This window comes from Nocardia aurantiaca, from assembly GCF_009708175.1.
GTDB lineage: Bacteria > Actinomycetota > Actinomycetes > Mycobacteriales > Mycobacteriaceae > Nocardia > Nocardia aurantiaca.
Map to the genome: position 1 here is coordinate 349718 of NZ_WMBB01000007.1, position 14970 is coordinate 364687.

General features: G+C 69.2%; 14 protein-coding genes. 5 read left to right on the forward strand and 9 right to left on the reverse strand.

Annotated features, from left to right (window positions below; genetic code table 11):
* Window positions 1-105: 105 nt before the first annotated feature.
* Window positions 106-945 carry a hypothetical protein gene (locus GLP40_RS17235; protein ID WP_154788914.1) on the forward strand — a complete coding sequence of 280 codons (840 nt, stop codon included), beginning with the start codon at window positions 106-108 and terminating at the stop codon, window positions 943-945.
* Here the strand turns inward: GLP40_RS17235 and GLP40_RS17240 are convergent.
* Window positions 942-2441 carry an MFS transporter gene (locus tag GLP40_RS17240; RefSeq protein WP_154788915.1) on the reverse strand — a complete coding sequence of 500 codons (1500 nt, stop codon included), beginning with the start codon at window positions 2439-2441 and terminating at the stop codon, window positions 942-944. The two genes, GLP40_RS17235 and GLP40_RS17240, sit on opposite strands and share 4 nt — an antisense overlap.
* 113 nt (window positions 2442-2554) lie before the next feature.
* Between GLP40_RS17240 and GLP40_RS17245 the strand changes: the two genes are divergently transcribed.
* Window positions 2555-3223, forward strand: a complete 669-nt coding sequence (locus tag GLP40_RS17245; RefSeq protein WP_154788916.1) for a TetR/AcrR family transcriptional regulator — start codon at window positions 2555-2557, stop codon at window positions 3221-3223.
* Between the two features lie 138 nt (window positions 3224-3361).
* Here GLP40_RS17245 and GLP40_RS17250 read toward each other — a convergent pair whose 3' ends face one another.
* Together GLP40_RS17250 and GLP40_RS17255 are read right to left on the reverse strand one after the other, a co-directional pair.
* On the reverse strand, window positions 3362-3772 hold the full coding sequence (locus GLP40_RS17250; RefSeq protein WP_154788917.1) for a YchJ family protein: 411 nt from the start codon (window positions 3770-3772) through the stop codon (window positions 3362-3364).
* Window positions 3773-3776: 4 nt separating this feature from the next.
* The gene (locus tag GLP40_RS17255; RefSeq protein WP_154788918.1) at window positions 3777-4184 is read right to left on the reverse strand and encodes a nuclear transport factor 2 family protein; all 408 of its coding nucleotides are present in this window, start codon (window positions 4182-4184) and stop codon (window positions 3777-3779) included.
* Between the two features lie 87 nt (window positions 4185-4271).
* On the opposite strand from GLP40_RS17255, the gene GLP40_RS17260 reads away from it, so the two are divergent.
* A complete protein-coding gene (locus GLP40_RS17260) occupies window positions 4272-4826 on the forward strand; it encodes a PadR family transcriptional regulator (protein WP_196054708.1) in 555 nt (184 codons plus the stop codon).
* 59 nt (window positions 4827-4885) lie between these two features.
* On the opposite strand, the gene GLP40_RS17265 is transcribed toward GLP40_RS17260, so the two are convergent.
* From GLP40_RS17265 to GLP40_RS17290, 6 genes are all read right to left on the reverse strand, one after another.
* Entirely contained in the window at window positions 4886-5557 is a 672-nt protein-coding gene (locus GLP40_RS17265) for an O-methyltransferase (RefSeq protein WP_154789061.1), read from the reverse strand.
* A 232-nt stretch (window positions 5558-5789) separates the two neighbouring features.
* Window positions 5790-7511, reverse strand: a complete 1722-nt coding sequence (locus GLP40_RS17270) for an urease subunit alpha (RefSeq protein ID WP_154788920.1) — start codon at window positions 7509-7511, stop codon at window positions 5790-5792.
* Entirely contained in the window at window positions 7511-7822 is a 312-nt protein-coding gene (locus tag GLP40_RS17275) for an urease subunit beta (protein ID WP_154788921.1), read from the reverse strand. Before GLP40_RS17275 ends, GLP40_RS17270 begins: the two co-directional genes overlap by 1 nt.
* A gap of 3 nt (window positions 7823-7825) precedes the next feature.
* Window positions 7826-8128, reverse strand: coding sequence for an urease subunit gamma (locus tag GLP40_RS17280; RefSeq protein ID WP_154788922.1), 303 nt, complete (start codon window positions 8126-8128; stop codon window positions 7826-7828).
* 121 nt (window positions 8129-8249) lie between these two features.
* The gene (locus GLP40_RS17285) at window positions 8250-8663 is read right to left on the reverse strand and encodes a PaaI family thioesterase (protein WP_154789062.1); all 414 of its coding nucleotides are present in this window, start codon (window positions 8661-8663) and stop codon (window positions 8250-8252) included.
* A 256-nt stretch (window positions 8664-8919) separates the two neighbouring features.
* Window positions 8920-9903: a helix-turn-helix transcriptional regulator gene (locus tag GLP40_RS17290; protein WP_154788923.1), complete on the reverse strand. Its 984-nt coding sequence runs from the start codon at window positions 9901-9903 to the stop codon at window positions 8920-8922.
* A gap of 158 nt (window positions 9904-10061) precedes the next feature.
* On the opposite strand from GLP40_RS17290, the gene GLP40_RS17295 reads away from it, so the two are divergent.
* A complete protein-coding gene (locus tag GLP40_RS17295; protein WP_154788924.1) occupies window positions 10062-11486 on the forward strand; it encodes an amidase in 1425 nt (474 codons plus the stop codon).
* A gap of 221 nt (window positions 11487-11707) precedes the next feature.
* Window positions 11708-14800, forward strand: a complete 3093-nt coding sequence (locus GLP40_RS17300; protein ID WP_154788925.1) for a BTAD domain-containing putative transcriptional regulator — start codon at window positions 11708-11710, stop codon at window positions 14798-14800.
* The last annotated feature ends 170 nt before the right edge of the window (window positions 14801-14970 follow it).

The following is a 14970-nucleotide window of genomic DNA, read 5'->3' on the forward strand; positions in this document are numbered from 1 at the left end:
TAACCGGCGGACCGGTATGTGATCGGGAACTGAGTGGAAATACCCTGGCCGCCGTGCGCTCTCCTGCACCAGGATGGGGCGGTCATTCGGGGGAAGGAAGCCGTCATGTCGACTCGAGCGCCGGAACAGCCGACGCCGGAACAGGTCTCGATCTGGGGTTGGTGCGCACGTACCGTCGTGCTCATGGTGTTCGTGCCGCCGCGGCTGGCGTGGGAGGTGATCAAACGCGTACCGCGTGCCATCGCTGCGGCAATCACCCTGTTCAACGACCACTTGCTGAGACCGCTCGTGACCTTGTTCCGAGACTGGGTAATTCGGCCGCTGCGCGATTTCGTCCGCAACTACCTCTGGCATCTGCTGATCCAGCAGTTGCTGTTCGGCATGGTCCTCACCCCGCTCGGCACGGTCCTGCTGGCGTATTTCCTGCGCCCGATCCAGCGCGCCATCGAGGAGTGGCTGTGGCGACGCGTCCTGCGTCCGAGCATTCCGTGGATCTTCCGCACTGCGGTGAAACCGATCGCCGACGCGATGGGCTGGGCGGTCACCATGACGTGGAGGTGGCTCGTCGCCGTCCCGATCTCGGCCCTGTGGCAGCGAATGCTGCGCCCGGGCGGCCGCTGGCTCCTGGTCGCCGTGATCGAACCGCTGGTCACGTGGCTCCTCGTGTGGCCCGCGAAGCGGCTGCGGCGCTGGGTCCTGCGCCCGCTGGCCTACGCGGTGGTCGTCACGGTCCTGTTCGGCTGGCGGGTGGCCACCACCGTCGTCCGCATCACGGTGGTGACCCCCTGCCGCTGGTTGCACCGCACTGTCCTGCAACCACTCCTCGCCGCCGTCGCCCGCGCTTGGCGCGCGCTCTCAGGCCCGGTGCGCTGGGCATATCAGCGCGTGATCATGCCCTGGCGGGCCCGGATCACCGAGGTATGGACCGCGCTGTTCGGCGGCTAGTGCACCGAACCGGCCGCAACCGCGGCGCTTTTCGCGGTGGCCTCGGATTTCGCGAAGAAGGCGATCACCGCCATGCCGGCCAGCAGGACCGCGCCCGTGGTGGTCGCGACGTGCATGCCGGTCACGAAGGACTCGCGCGCCGACTCTGCCAGGGCGGTGTTGTCCCCGGTCCGGGCGATGGTCTCGCCCAACGTCGGCCCGAAATCGCCGCCGGAGCGGAATACCAGGGCCGCGAGGGATCCCAGCAACGCCAGGCCGAGACCGTTGCCGAGCTCGAAGCTGGTCTCGGAGATGCCGACCGCGGATCCGGCCCGCTCGGTCGGCACCGACGACACCGCCACCTCAGACACCAGCGTGAACGCGATGCCGAAGCCCGCGCCTGCGACCACGGAACCGGCGATGTACCAGCCGATCCCGCCGTCCACGCCGACCCCGAGCAGCATGAGATTGCCCAGCGACGCCATGCTCAGCGCGAGCACGAAGGTGCTCTTGGTACCGAGCCTGCGCCCGATCCGCGCACCGGACATCGAGAACACGAACACCACCACCGCGCCCGGAATCCCGAGCAGCGCCGACTGCAGAGCGTCGCGTTCGGTCACCGATTGCAGGTACATGCTGGTCAGATAGCTCATCCCGGCCAGCGCCAGCATGCCGACCGTACTGGATCCGATGGCCACCGAGAACAGCCCGCGCCGGAACAGGCTCAGATCCAGCAGCGGTTCGGACAGCGTCCGCTGCCGCCGGATGAACGCGGTCAGCAGCAGCACGCCGATGATCCCGATGCCGATGGCCGGTAGCTCGAATCCCTCGGCCGCGCAATGTTTGATCGCGTACACGATGGGCAGGATGCCGCCGATCGACAGCAGCACGCTCACCCAGTCGAGGGGTCCACGCCCGGCCGCGCGATGCTCGGGCAGCAGCAGCGGGCCGAAGACCAGCAGCACCAACAGCACCGGCGTATTGATAAGGAAGACCGAGCCCCACCAGAAGTGGTGCAGCAGTACGCCGCCGATGATCGGCCCGACCGCTGATCCGCCCGCGAAGAACGCGGTCCAGACGCCGATGGCGGTGGCCCGTGCCCGGTCATCGGGGAACAGCGTGGAGATCAACGCCAGGCTCGATGGCAGCAGTGTCGCGCCGCCGATGCCCATGAGCGCCCGCGCCGCGATGAGCACGCCCGCGCTGGGTGCGACGGCGGCCAGCACCGACGCGGCGCCGAATACCGTGGCGCCGGCGAGCAGAATGGTGCGCCGGCCGATGCGGTCGCCCAGATTGCCCATGGTGATGAGCAGTCCGGCGATCATGAACCCGTAGATGTCGAGGATCCAGAGCTGTTGTGTCGCGGACGGATCCAGGCTCTGGGTGAGGATCGGCATGGCCAGGTAGAGCACCGACATGTCCATGGACACCAGCAGCACCGGCAAGAGCAGCACCGCCAGTCCCGCCCAGGCGCGGCGCGGCGTCTTCGCGTCGGGACGCGCGAGCGTACTCGTCATGACCTATCCTTCGGGCTGATTTCGGGCTTGCATGAGAATGCGCGCGTACGTTGTACGCACGAGGGCGAGTACAGTGTACGCATACCCCGCGCGGGAAGGGAAGAATTCGTCCGATGACCGAGGCCAAGCTCACCCGGGCCGCCATCGTCGACACCGCCATCACCCTGGCCGACGAGTCCGGACTCGAGTCCCTGTCCATGCGCCGCATCGCCGACCGCATGAATTCCGGCGCCATGTCGCTGTATCGGCACATCCCCAACAAGGACACGCTGCTGGCCGCTATGACCGACGAGGTCTCCCGCCGCAATCCCTACCCGCCGGCCGAGGATCAGGACTGGACCTGGCGCGATCGGGTGCACATCGCGGCCGAGGTCGATTGGCGGCTCTACCAGGAACATCCATGGGTGCTGTTCACCTTCGCGGTGCCTCGCTACAACTTCGGCGAGCACAGCCTGGTGGTGTTGAGCTGGCTGGTCGAGGGCTTCGCCGAACTCGGCGTCGACACGCGCGAGGCGACCCGCATGTCGCTGTCGGTGTGGAGCTATATCGCCGGGGTCGCGCTCCAGGAGGTCAGCGCGCGACTGCTGCAGGGCCGCGACAGCGGTGCCGACGAGCGCTCCGGCCTCACCGCGGTCCTCGACGGCGACCCACGCTGGCCCGTCCCGCCGGCGCTGGCCGACCTCGAGGGATCCGGCGACACCTCGCTCCTGGATCCGGAGCACCTGCTCGAAACCGGTCTCGCCGCTCTCTGTGACGGGTTCGAGGCCCGCGCCGCCCGCTGATCCGCCCGATATCGGTGTCACGGGCACCGAGGAATACCGCTGCCCGGCATCACGCGCGCCTTTGCACAGGCTGCAATCCCGCGCCGTGTGCGCGTGCGCATATCCGATGCGACCTTCTCGATCACGGTCGTCGGCCGATCAGTCCTCGATCACGCCGTCGACGTAGACCCACGCCCCGTGGTCGCGGCGGAAGCGGCTGTTCTCGTGCAGCGCTCCCGCCGCGCCATGGGCGCGATAGTGGGCACGGAACTCCACCGTGCCCTCGACGTGGAACAATCCACCGCCGGTCGCGCCCAGGATCTCGAGCCGGTCCCACCGCAGTTCCGGATCGAAAACCACGTCGGCGGGCCGTGTTTCGGGATCCCAGCTGCGCAGCAGATACGCCTCGTCACGAACGGCGAAGGCACTGAAGCGTGAGCGCATGAGCTGCTCGGCGGTCGCCGCCTGCCCTTCACCGCGATGCAGCCGGCCGCAGCAGTCCGCGTAGCTCGCGGGCAGCCCGCACGGGCAGTCGTTCGGAATCGGCGGGGCTTTGCGGCGCTTCGACATGGGGCTAAGCGTAGAAGCTACGCCCGCCCAGCCCACCGGACACCGACCACACCTCGACGATCTGCCCGTTCTCGAAGCGCAGGATATCGGTGCCACTGAGGTCGCGAAGGACGGCGCCGTCCGGATCGGTGACGCGGGCCCCGTACGGCCGGGCGATGAATCCGGTACGGGCGTCGCTCATTTCGACGACCGGCTCGCCCTGTGCGGAGAACACCAGGCCGGGCCGTTCGGCACGGAACTTGTCGATCGCGGCCGCGAAGGCCGCGCGGTCGTGGATGTCGTCGTAGATGTCCGCGCCGGGCTGGGCGTAGCGGAGGGTGAATTCCGGAGCCATGATCTCGTCGGCCAGGGCGAGGTCGCCGTTCCACATCCCGGTCCAGCGGTCGAACAGGTCGATGGCGTAGTCGCGCATTTCCACTCCAATAGTATCATTGATATCGTATGACCGACATGAAGGTATAGTCTCAGCGGTACGATGTCAACTGAAAGGGGTTGCCGAATGGCCGAACTCGGCCCGCAGGACCACATAGTGCTGGGTCTCATCGCCCGACACGGACCGCTGACCCCCTATGACCTCAAGGTCCGCCTGGAGGAGAGTGTCGACAAGTTCTGGCCGATCCCTCACGCCCAGCTCTATCGGGTACCGCCGCGGCTTGCCGAGCAGGGCCTGCTGCGCGAGGAGGCCGAGGAGAGCGGCCGCCGCCGCCGCGTCTTCCACCTCACCGACGCCGGCCGCGCCGAACTCACCCGTTGGCTGGGCGACCCGACCTCGCCGCAGCCGGAGACGCGCGATCCCGCGCAGCTGAAGCTGTTCTTCGCCGATCTCGGCGCACCCGGCGACGTAGTGGCGCTGGCCCGCCATCAGGCCACTGAGCATCGTCGCTGGCTGGAGCTATATCGAATGCTGTATGCCGAGATCGACCCGAAGGACAGCGTGCGCGCGACTTCGCGCGCACGCGTGCTGCGGCTGGGCATCATGCATGAACAGGCGTACGTGGATTATTGGGAAGAATTGGCCGCGAACCCGGACGAGGCGCACGGCGCGCGACAGTGATCGCCCAGCAGGGGTGTTACGAGGCGTGACCCGCTGGGCGCACCGGGGCGACCTCCGGCTCAGTCGTCCTCACCGAGCACGACCGCATACGCGAAGCCATCCCATCCCTTCCCGCCAACGGTCTGCAATACGGTCCCGTCCAGACGCGGCTCGGCGGCGATCAATTCGATGACCTCGCGGCTGGCCCGCACCGCCACGTCCGTCGAATCCGCGTCCGCGATGGCGCCGTTGCGCACGACATTGTCGACGATGATCACCGATCCGGGCCGGGTCAGCCGCAGCGCCCACCGCACATAGTTGGCGTTGTTGACCTTGTCTGCGTCGATGAAGACGACATCGAACGGCTCCGGCTGCTCCTCGGCCAGCACCGGCAGCGAATCCAGCGCCGCGCCGACCCGGATGTCCACCCGCTCCCCCACGCCCGCGCGTTCCAGATTGACCCGCGCGACCTCCGCATGCTTCGGCTCGTATTCGAGGGTCACCACCTGACCGGACTTCCCGACGGCCCGCGCCAGCCAGGTGGTGCTGTACCCGCCCAGCGTGCCCACCTCGAGCACCCGCCGCGCCCGCACGGATTTCGCGATCAGATAGAGGAATTTGCCCTGCGGCGGCGAAACGTCGATGGCGGGCAGCCCCGCCGCCGCGTTCGCCCGCAGGGTCTCCGAATCCCCGTCTCCCACCAGGGTTTCGACGAGATAGTGATCAACTTCGGCCCAGTCGGCAGTCGTCATATTCGAAGTCTGCCACCGCCTCGGGCGTACTCCCAGCATTGCGCTCGCGCCGAGAGATTTCACACTCCGGAATCGGCCGCGGCAGTGCCACCGCGGATTGCGATGCTCGACCTCCATGGGCTGGTCGGCGTCGCAGATATCGCTGATCACCGGGGCAGGGTCGTGCGATCCGGTGTGCGACAGGGTGAGCGCACCGAGCTGGGTATCGGTGTCCATCGGCAGCGACGAACCGTCAGAACAGGAAGTACCGCTGCGCCATGGGCAGTTCGGTGGCGGGCTGCTCGACCCACACCTCCCCGTCGATCCGCACGGTGAAGGTGTCCGGCTCGACCTCGATGCGGGGCATGGCCTCGTTATTGGGCAGATCCGCTTTGGTGCGCGCGCGAACATTGGCCACGGGCACCAGCTTCCGGTTCACCCGCAGCCGGTTGGCGAGCCCGTCCTCGATGGCCTGCTCGGACACGAAGTGCAGCGAGGTCCCCGCCGCGACACTCGGCGCGGACCCGAACATGGGGCGCGGCAGCACCGGCTGCGGGGTCGGAATGGAGGCATTGGCGTCGCCCATAGCGGCCCAGGCGATCGCGCCGCCCTTGATGACCGCGTGCGGGCGGACCCCGAAGAACGCGGGCTCCCACAGCACCAGATCGGCCAGCTTGCCCACCTCGATCGAGCCGATCTCGGCATCGAGGCCGTGCGTAACCGCGGGGCAGATGGTGTATTTCGCGACGTAGCGCTGGACCCGGTTGTTGTCGGCGGCCCCGTCGCCCGGCAGCGCGCCCCGACGGCGCTTCATGACGTGCGCGGTCTGCCAGGTGCGCATGACGACCTCGCCGATGCGCCCCATGGCCTGGGCGTCGGAGCCGATCATGGAGATCGCGCCCAGATCGTGCAGCAGATCCTCGGCCGCGATGGTGGAGGGCCGGATGCGGCTCTCCGCGAAGGCCAGGTCCTCGGGAATGGACGGGCTCAGGTGATGGCAGACCATGAGCATGTCCAGATGCTCGTCGAGGGTGTTGATGGTGTGCGGACGCGTCGGGTTCGTGGAACTGGGCAGCACATTGAGATGCGAAGCGACGGTGATGATGTCGGGCGCGTGCCCGCCGCCCGCGCCCTCGGTGTGATACGAGTGGATGGCCCGACCCCGGATGGCGGCCAGGGTGTCCTCCACGAATCCGGCCTCGTTCAAGGTGTCCGAGTGCAGCGCCACCTGCACGCCGGAGGCGTCGGCCACGGTGAGGCAGTGGTCGATGGCGGCCGGGGTGGTGCCCCAGTCCTCGTGCAGCTTGAAACCGCCCGCGCCGCCGCGCAATTGCTCCCACAGCGCGTCCTCGCGCACCGTATTGCCCTTGCCCAGCAGCAGGATGTTGATCGGCCAGGAGTCGGTGGACTCCAGCATGCGGGCCAGATGCCAGGCTCCCGGGGTGACGGTGGTGGCCTTGGAGCCCTCGGCCGGGCCGGTGCCGCCGCCGACCAGGGTGGTGATGCCGCCGGCCATGGCCTCGTCGAGGATCTGCGGGCAGATGAAATGCACGTGGCAGTCGATGGCGCCCGCGGTGACGATGCGGCCGTTGCCCGCGATGATCTCGGTCGAGGGACCGACCACGAGGTCCGGGTGCACCCCGCTCATGGTGTCGGGATTGCCCGCCTTGCCGATAGCGACGATACGACCGTCGCGAATACCTATGTCGGCCTTGACGATTCCCCAGTAGTCCACGATCACCACGCCGGTGATGACGGTGTCCGGGGTGCCCTCGCCGCGCGTGGCGCGGGCCTGGCCCATGGATTCGCGCAGTACCTTGCCGCCACCGAACACGGCCTCGTCGCCGGCGAGTCCCGGTCCGCCGCTGCGGTCCTCGGTGATCTCGATGAGCAGATCGGTGTCCGCCAAGCGGATCCGGTCGCCGACGGTGGGCCCGAACAGTTCGGCGTAGCGGGCGCGGGACAGTTCGGCCATCAGGCATCCAGCTTTCCGGGTGGGGTGAGGCTGATTCCGTGCACTTCGCGGGCGCCGCCCAGCGGAACCAGCGAAACCCGCTGCCCCAGACCGGGTTCGAAGCGCACCGCGGTGCCGGCCGGAATGTCGAGGCGGCGGCCGTGGGCGGCGGCGCGGTCGAATTCCAGCGCGGAATTGGCCTGCGGGAAGTGCACGTGCGATCCGATCTGGACAGGGCGGTCACCGGTGTTGACGACATCCAGTTCGATGCGATCGGCACCCGCGTTGAGCTCGACAGCGCCTTCGGCACAAAGGTATTCGCCGGGAATCATCGCTCATCCGATCGGGTGGTGGACGGTGACGAGCTTGGTGCCGTCCGGGAAGGTGGCTTCCACCTGAACGTCGTGAATCATCTCCGGCACCCCGTCCATGACGTCTGCCCGACTGAGCACGGTGCGCCCCGAGGCCATCAGCTCGGCGACGGTACGGCCGTCGCGCGCGCCCTCGAGCACATGGTCGGTGATGATCGCGACCGCCTCGGGGTGATTGAGTTTGAGTCCGCGGGCCTGTCGCCGCCGGGCCAGCTCGGCCGCGTAACTCAGCAGCAGGCGCTCCTGCTCGTGCGGCGACAGTCGCATTCGGACTCCTCGTGGAATCGCGGGGACGGATCGTCGGCCATTCTGGCACGACCCGCGTTACCAGCGTGTTTCAGTGAGACGCGATCCGCTGTCCCGGTTCGACGATTCCGGTTCCGCGCGTTCAGTTCTGCGGGCTGAGGTTCTGCAACCGCACCTGCCCGCGCGCCACCGTGCGATCCTGCTCGTCGGTGATCACTACCTGCCACAGTTGCTGCGAACGCCCGCGATGAATCGGGGTCGCGACACCGGTCAGCTTGCCCTCCCGCACGGCTCGCAGAAAATCGGTGTTGTTGTTGACCCCGACCACCGACCCGCGATCTCCCAGCCACACCCCCGCCGACACACTCGCCAACGTCTCGATGACAGTGCAGTACACCCCGCCGTTGGTAATCCCCGCCGGCTGGTGCTGCTGCGGTGTCACCACCCATTCCGCGGTCGCCCCGTCCGCGCTCAGCGCCGTGAACTTCAGCCCGAGCAGGTCGGTGAAGGTGCCCTCGCTGAACTTGTTCATCAGCTCGGGGGTCACGTCGGCCATGGACTTGATCGAGGAGAACTCGTCAATTCCGCTTGTTGCATGCTGCTGCTCAGGGCTCATGTACTGGAGCTTAGCCAGCCCCCTGATTCATGGGACGACAGGGAGAAGCCCCAGAGCTCTTGTCTAGTTAGGTAAGCCTGGCCTATTCTATGTGCGGCGTCAGGATCGAGCGAGGCCCCGAGGGCTGCGGTGGCCCCGATCCCCTGCCAGGCGGTGGGCTCCACAGTCACGAATTCCCGTGGAGCCCACCGCCTCTTCACCTTCCGGTGCCGACGACCACGTCGAGCCCCCAGCGCACAGCCGTGGTGGCGGCGACGGTCCGGTTGGGGGCGTTCAGTTTTCGCAGTATGCGCTCGATATGGGTGGCGATGGTGGAGGGTTCGACCCCCAGGTCCGCGGCGATGCGGGCATTGGAGCCGCCCGCCGGTAGCAGCGCGAGCACCTCGAGTTCACGCGGGGTGAGGGCGTGGGGCGGGTCGATCCGGCGGTAGGCGACGCTGGTGCCGCCCGAGCGGACCGGACGCATGCGGGTCCGGTACACGTCCCCGCCGACGAGCAGCAGATGGTCACGCGGACAACCGGATTCGGCGACCGACCGTGCGAGCTCGAATCCCGCGGTGCCGGCGGCGAACAATGCGGGCGTGGCGGACTCCGTCACCGCGCGCACGGCACCGCCGGGGCCGACGAGCACGACCGATTCCCCCGGATCGACTGCGGCCTCGGCGCTGCGGCACGGATCGAGCGCCGCGCCGACCACGTCCGCGAGCAGGGCGAGCGCCGTCATCGACGACCGCGAGAACGGCACGCCCGCGGTCCCGCTCATGTTCAGCATGCCCAGATAGCGGCCATCCGCGCCGAACAGCGGCTGGGTGAGGCCCTGCCGGTAGCCGAGTGGCACGATGACCCGCTCGAATACCGGGCCGGAGCGGGCCGGGGCCGGAACCTCACCCAGTTCCAGCGGTACCCGCTCGTGCCGCAACCGGGTGAACATCGGGTGCGCATGCAGGCAGTCGTCGATGACCTCGAGCGCGGCCGGCGGATAGCCGACACTGGCCGCGGTGTGATGAACCCTGGCGACCGGATCGAACCGTGACAACGCCGCGTGTTCGTAGGCGACGACCCGGGAGAGCTCGAACAGCACCCTTCCCAGCCCGGATCGGTCCGGTGTCGCCGCTTCGATCGACGCACGGACCCGCAGGGCGACGGCGGGGTTCAGCTCCCTATCAGATGCGGCAACCATCGGGCCAGTATGACGCCGGTCACGATCCCAGCGACCCGAGGGCGACTCTCAGAGGGAGCATCCGCGCCGATTCACCGCGTCCGCCGATCGACGGACGCGGCCCCCGCCGCGCCGACCTACGGTCTGGCCCACCAGCAGACAGCACCGGGAGGTTTCCGATGGATATCGCCGACTACGCGGCACACGACGCGACCGCGCTCGCCATGCTCATTCGCCAGGGACAGGTCGCCGCCGCCGAGGTCCAGGCCGCGGCGGCGGCCGCGATCGCGCAGGTCGATCCCGAACTCGGCGCGGTCGCGGGCGAGATGTTCGAGCGACCGCTGGACTACGACCGGTCCGGACCGTTCGCCGGTGTGCCGTTCGCGATCAAGGACCTGATCATCCATGCCGCGGGCGTCCCGCAGCGCAGTGGCAGCCGGTTGTTCGGCGACGGCGTCGCGCACGCCCACGACACCGCGCTCATGACCCGCTTCCGGCGCGCGGGCCTGGCGACCATGGCGGTGACCACCTCCCCGGAGCTCGGTTTCAACGCCACCACCGAGGCCCGCGCCTACGGTGCGCCCACCCGCAATCCGTGGGACCCGGCGCGCAGCGCGGGCGGATCCAGCGGTGGCGCCGCGGCGCTGGTGGCCGCCGGGGCGCTGCCGGTCGCGCACGCCAATGACGGCGGCGGGTCCATTCGCATCCCGGCGGCCGCGTGTGGACTGGTCGGGCTCAAGCCGAGCCGCGGCCGGGTCTCCGCCGGTCCCGATTACGCCGATCCGCTGCTGGGCATGGGCGTGGAGTTCGCCGTCACCCGCACGGTGCGGGATTGCGCGGCGCTGTTGGACGCCGTGCACGGCAGCGAACCCGGGGACAAGTACCTCTTCCCCGCCGAACCCGTCGATTTCCGCATGGTCATCACCCGGCCCGCGCCCGTGCTGCGCATCGCCGTGACCGCCGATATGTCCCAGGCCCATCCGGACTGCGCACGAGCGGTCGCGGACGTCGCCGATGAGTTGGCCGCCATGGGGCATCACGTCGAACAGGCCGATCCCGCAATCGATTACGCGGCCTTCCACCGCGCCAATCTCGACGCCTGGTGCAGCTTCCTCGCCGACGCCGTCACCACCGCCGCGGCGGCGCTGGGCGTCACGCCGGGCGCCGAGCACCTCGAGGCCACCACCCGCGCCTGCGTCGCCTACGGCGCCACCCGCACCGCGGCCGATCTCTACGCGGTCGAGTCGACCTTCAACACGGCGCGCCGCGCGGTGGCAAGCCTGCTCACCGGCTACGACCTCTACCTCACGCCCACCACCGCCCACCCGGCGCTGCCGCTGGGTCACCTCGACGCCGACGACCCGGCACTCACCGCGCCCGAGTGGTATCGCAGGATCTTCGAATTCGCCCCTTACACAGCCCTGTTCAACGCGACGGGCAATCCGGCGATCTCGCTGCCGCTGGGCCGTACGGCCGAGAAACTTCCTGTCGGGGTGCAGTTCGTCGCCGGCTACGGCAGCGAGGCCACCCTGCTCGCGATCGCCGCGGACCTGGAGCGGCGACTCCCCTGGCACCAGCATCGCCCCGGTGTCTACGCCCACTGATCCTCCGTCGATGCTGGATTCCGCCCATGAGGAGTTCACCGAGCGCCCGATCCGCGCCCTCACCCCGACCTTTCGCCCGGGTAGGTCGGCGAGCAGCGCTGATGGGAATTGCCTCTCATGCGCTGAATTCCCCTGACCTCCAAGCGATGCGCGCCGGAACGTGTTAAAAACCAAATCTGCGGTTTTCGCCGCGTTTGCCCGCACGAGAGAGACGCATCCGCATGGCCGGCCCGGTGAAGGTCGAGTACTCCCTGTTCGGCGCGATCGAGGCGCGCGTCGACGGCGCGGTGACGACGCTGGGCGGGCCGAAACAGCGGTGTGTGCTCGCTGTGCTGCTGGCCCAGCGCGGCACGGTGGTCAGCGTGGACCGGCTCACCGACGCGCTGTGGTACGACGATCCGCCCGCGAAGGCCCTGGTGTCGTTGCGGTCGTACGTCTCCAATCTCCGCAAATGCCTGACGGCCCCCGATGCGGAGGCCGATTCGGGGATGGCGCGCCTGCAGACCTGGCCGCTGGGCTATCAACTGACCCTGTTGGCCGGAGACCGGCTCGACCTGGCCACCTTCGAGCACCTCGTCGAGGACGGCCGTGCGGCCCTGGGCCGAGACGATGCGGGCACCGGGTTCGACAAGCTCACCCTCGCGTTGAAACTGTGGCGTGGAACGCCTTTCGGAGAGTTCGCCGACCGCGATTTCGCGTACGCGGAGGTGCTGCGCTACTCGGCGCTGCGCAGGCTCGCCATCGAGGCGCGGTTCGACGCCGCGCTGCGGTTGGGCGGCTCCAGCGAGCTGATCCCCGAGATCGAGGCGGCGCTCGCGAACGACCCTGTGCACGAACAGCTCTGGGCGCACCTGATGCTCTCGCTGTATCGGGCCGGGCGCGGATCCGACGCGCTGGGCGCCTTCGAGCGAGCCCGCGAAACACTGGATCGTGAGGTGGGTGCCCCGCCCGGAGCGAACCTGCGCGCCCTGTATCGCCAGATCGGCGACAACTCCGCCGATCTACCGCTCGAAACGCGCGCTCCTGCCTCGGCCGTCGCGACCGACCCGGCAGCCCGGGCCGCTCCGGCACTGGTCGGCCGCACTGCCGAACTCGAGTCGCTGACCGCCTCGGCCGCTCGCGCCCGCGCCGGGTCCGGCACCCTGGTCGTGGTGACCGGCGAGAGCGGCATCGGCAAGACAGCCCTGGCCGACGCGGTGACGGTCACAGCCCGGAGGGCCGGCATGGCGGTCGCCTGGGCCGCGCATCCCGCCGGAATCCGGGTCCCGCAACTATGGATGTGGATCCAGATCCTGCGCCGGCTCGGCGACGAGTTCGGCGAGCCGGGCCGGAACGCGGTGCGCCGCGCCGTTCCCAGTGTCGTCGACGCGCTGGTGCCGGAATGGAACGCCGCCGACACCGCGGCCGCCCCCGGGGCCGCCGCGACCGGCTTCCACCTCTTCGAGGGCATCGTGACGGCCTTGGCCGAGCTGGCCGCGATGCGCCCGCTGCTGCTGGTCGTCGACGACCTGCACCTTGCGGATGCCGCGTCCGGCGGCGCGCTGCTGCTGCTGGGCGCCCGCGTCGCGCGCCTGCCCATACAGATCGTCGGCACCTGGACGTATTTCGGCAGTGGCCGTCCCGTCAACCGCCACCTGCACGAACGACTCATCGGGGCGAGCGGGATCGTCGCCGTGCGGTTGCGCGGCATCGATCGCGACGCGGTCGGCGACCTGATCGAACAGCTCACGGGGGTTCCCGCCACTCCCGAACTCGCAGCGCACCTGTGGACGCACGCACGCGGAAATCCCTTCTACATCAAGGAATTGGTCCGGGCGGCCAAGGCCGGCGAACGACCCGTCGGAGCCGCCGGACCCGACCCCGACGCCATACCCGACGCCATCAACGCGGCGGTCGGCCGGCGGCTGGCGGTCCTCGACAAACCTGGCCGGCGCGCGCTCGCCGCGGCCGCGGTAATCGGCCCGGAGTTCGATGTCGCGACGCTCTCGGACATCCTCGACTCCCCCGTCCCGGCTGTCCGGGCGCGGCTGCGCCCGGCCTACGAGACCGGTCTGCTCGACGAGCATCGGGAACGGCCGGGCGTGTTCTGTTTCAGTCACGGGCTGCTGCGCGATGCGGTACTGGCGCGAATCCCGGTGGCGGAGCGCACCGCCGTGCACGCGGCCATCGCGTCCGATCGTGCGGCCGCGCTGGCGACCTCGCCCTACGAGGAGGCCATCGCCGCCGCCGATCACGCCTGGCGCGCCGGCACCGAGCTCAATACTCATGCGGCCCTGGAGATCCACGAGACCGTGATCCAGCGCGCGCTGGCGCGATCCGCCTACGCGGACATCGTCACCCTGGCCGAGCACGCGCTCCAGGCCTGCCGCAGGCTACCCGCCAAACCCGAACTGCTGAAACGGCAGTCGGCGCTGTGGCTGCATCTGGCCGGGGCCCGCGGGATCCTGCACGGACAGACCAGCGCGTCCGCACTGGCCGCCGTGCAACGCGCGTTCGAACTAGGCGAACAGGTCGACGGGCGGGACTTCTACGGTGCCGCGGCCATGCGCTGCATGATGCTGTGTGCCCGTGGTCGGCTCGACGAGGCCGAGGTCGTCGCGAACGGTCTGCGGGCACGGTACGCGATGTCGAACGATTCCGGCGCAGGGGTTGCGAGTCACTTCGTGGACATCATGATCACCGCGCTGCGGGGCGACATGGACGCGATGCTGATCCGAGCCCGCCACATGCTCGCGGCCTTCCCGCCGCCGGAGACGATCAACGACCCGACGCATTTCTTCCATCCCCGGGTGTACTGCTGGATGGGGTTGATGGAAGCGCTGCGCGGCGACCGCGACGCGGCTGTCGAATGCTGCCGAATGTCGTTGGAGCTGGCCCGGACTCGCGGCGACGTCTTCAATATCCTGGCCGCCAGGCTGACTCTCGTGGAGGTCTACGCGGTGCTCGGCGTCGTCGCGGGAACGGCGGACGCCGCCGCGGTCGTTCACCGGGATCTCAGCACCGCAGGAGGCGAGCAGTGGGCGGCCTGCGCCAAGGTCGTCGAGGTGTGGGCGCGCACGCTGGCCGCCGAGAACGCCGATCCGGCCGCCGCGTTCGAAGCGTTCGAGGCCATCACCGCGGACGGCAGCACCGTCATGGTGCCGTTCTTCCTGGCCTTGCTCGCCGATATCGAGTCGCATCACCATCGGACCGATCAGGCGCTCGGACTGCTCGCCCGCGCGCGGGACATCGCGGACGCCACCGGCGAGCACGTCTGGGATCGGCTGCTGTCCGACCGCGTCGACACCCTTCACCCGGACGCTGATCCCGAGTGACCCGAATACCGTTGCCCGGCGGGTGTTCACGCGCCGGGCATGGCACCGGTGCAGGACTTCGCGCCAGTGCGCAGGCCGTCCCGATACGCCTCGACGCGAGGTGTAGCCGCTGCCCCGCCGGTCGGTCGAGTCGTGGCCGCGGAAGACGAGCAGCGCCGCCGGCGCCCTGT

What these genes read in the sequence shown, in the direction of transcription:
- GLP40_RS17300 (WP_154788925.1), top strand. Translation starts at nt 11,708, where the DNA reads ATGGCCGGCCCGGTGAAGGTCGAGTACTCCCTGTTCGGCGCGATCGAG.
- GLP40_RS17245 (WP_154788916.1), top strand. Translation starts at nt 2,555, where the DNA reads ATGACCGAGGCCAAGCTCACCCGGGCCGCCATCGTCGACACCGCCATC.
- GLP40_RS17240 (WP_154788915.1), bottom strand. Translation starts at nt 2,441, where the DNA reads ATGACGAGTACGCTCGCGCGTCCCGACGCGAAGACGCCGCGCCGCGCC.
- GLP40_RS17290 (WP_154788923.1), bottom strand. Translation starts at nt 9,903, where the DNA reads ATGGTTGCCGCATCTGATAGGGAGCTGAACCCCGCCGTCGCCCTGCGG.
- GLP40_RS17275 (WP_154788921.1), bottom strand. Translation starts at nt 7,822, where the DNA reads ATGATTCCCGGCGAATACCTTTGTGCCGAAGGCGCTGTCGAGCTCAAC.
- GLP40_RS17280 (WP_154788922.1), bottom strand. Translation starts at nt 8,128, where the DNA reads ATGCGACTGTCGCCGCACGAGCAGGAGCGCCTGCTGCTGAGTTACGCG.
- GLP40_RS17260 (WP_196054708.1), top strand. Translation starts at nt 4,272, where the DNA reads ATGGCCGAACTCGGCCCGCAGGACCACATAGTGCTGGGTCTCATCGCC.
- GLP40_RS17285 (WP_154789062.1), bottom strand. Translation starts at nt 8,663, where the DNA reads ATGGCCGACGTGACCCCCGAGCTGATGAACAAGTTCAGCGAGGGCACC.
- GLP40_RS17255 (WP_154788918.1), bottom strand. Translation starts at nt 4,184, where the DNA reads ATGCGCGACTACGCCATCGACCTGTTCGACCGCTGGACCGGGATGTGG.
- GLP40_RS17265 (WP_154789061.1), bottom strand. Translation starts at nt 5,557, where the DNA reads ATGACGACTGCCGACTGGGCCGAAGTTGATCACTATCTCGTCGAAACC.
- GLP40_RS17270 (WP_154788920.1), bottom strand. Translation starts at nt 7,511, where the DNA reads ATGGCCGAACTGTCCCGCGCCCGCTACGCCGAACTGTTCGGGCCCACC.
- GLP40_RS17250 (WP_154788917.1), bottom strand. Translation starts at nt 3,772, where the DNA reads ATGTCGAAGCGCCGCAAAGCCCCGCCGATTCCGAACGACTGCCCGTGC.
- GLP40_RS17295 (WP_154788924.1), top strand. Translation starts at nt 10,062, where the DNA reads ATGGATATCGCCGACTACGCGGCACACGACGCGACCGCGCTCGCCATG.
- GLP40_RS17235 (WP_154788914.1), top strand. Translation starts at nt 106, where the DNA reads ATGTCGACTCGAGCGCCGGAACAGCCGACGCCGGAACAGGTCTCGATC.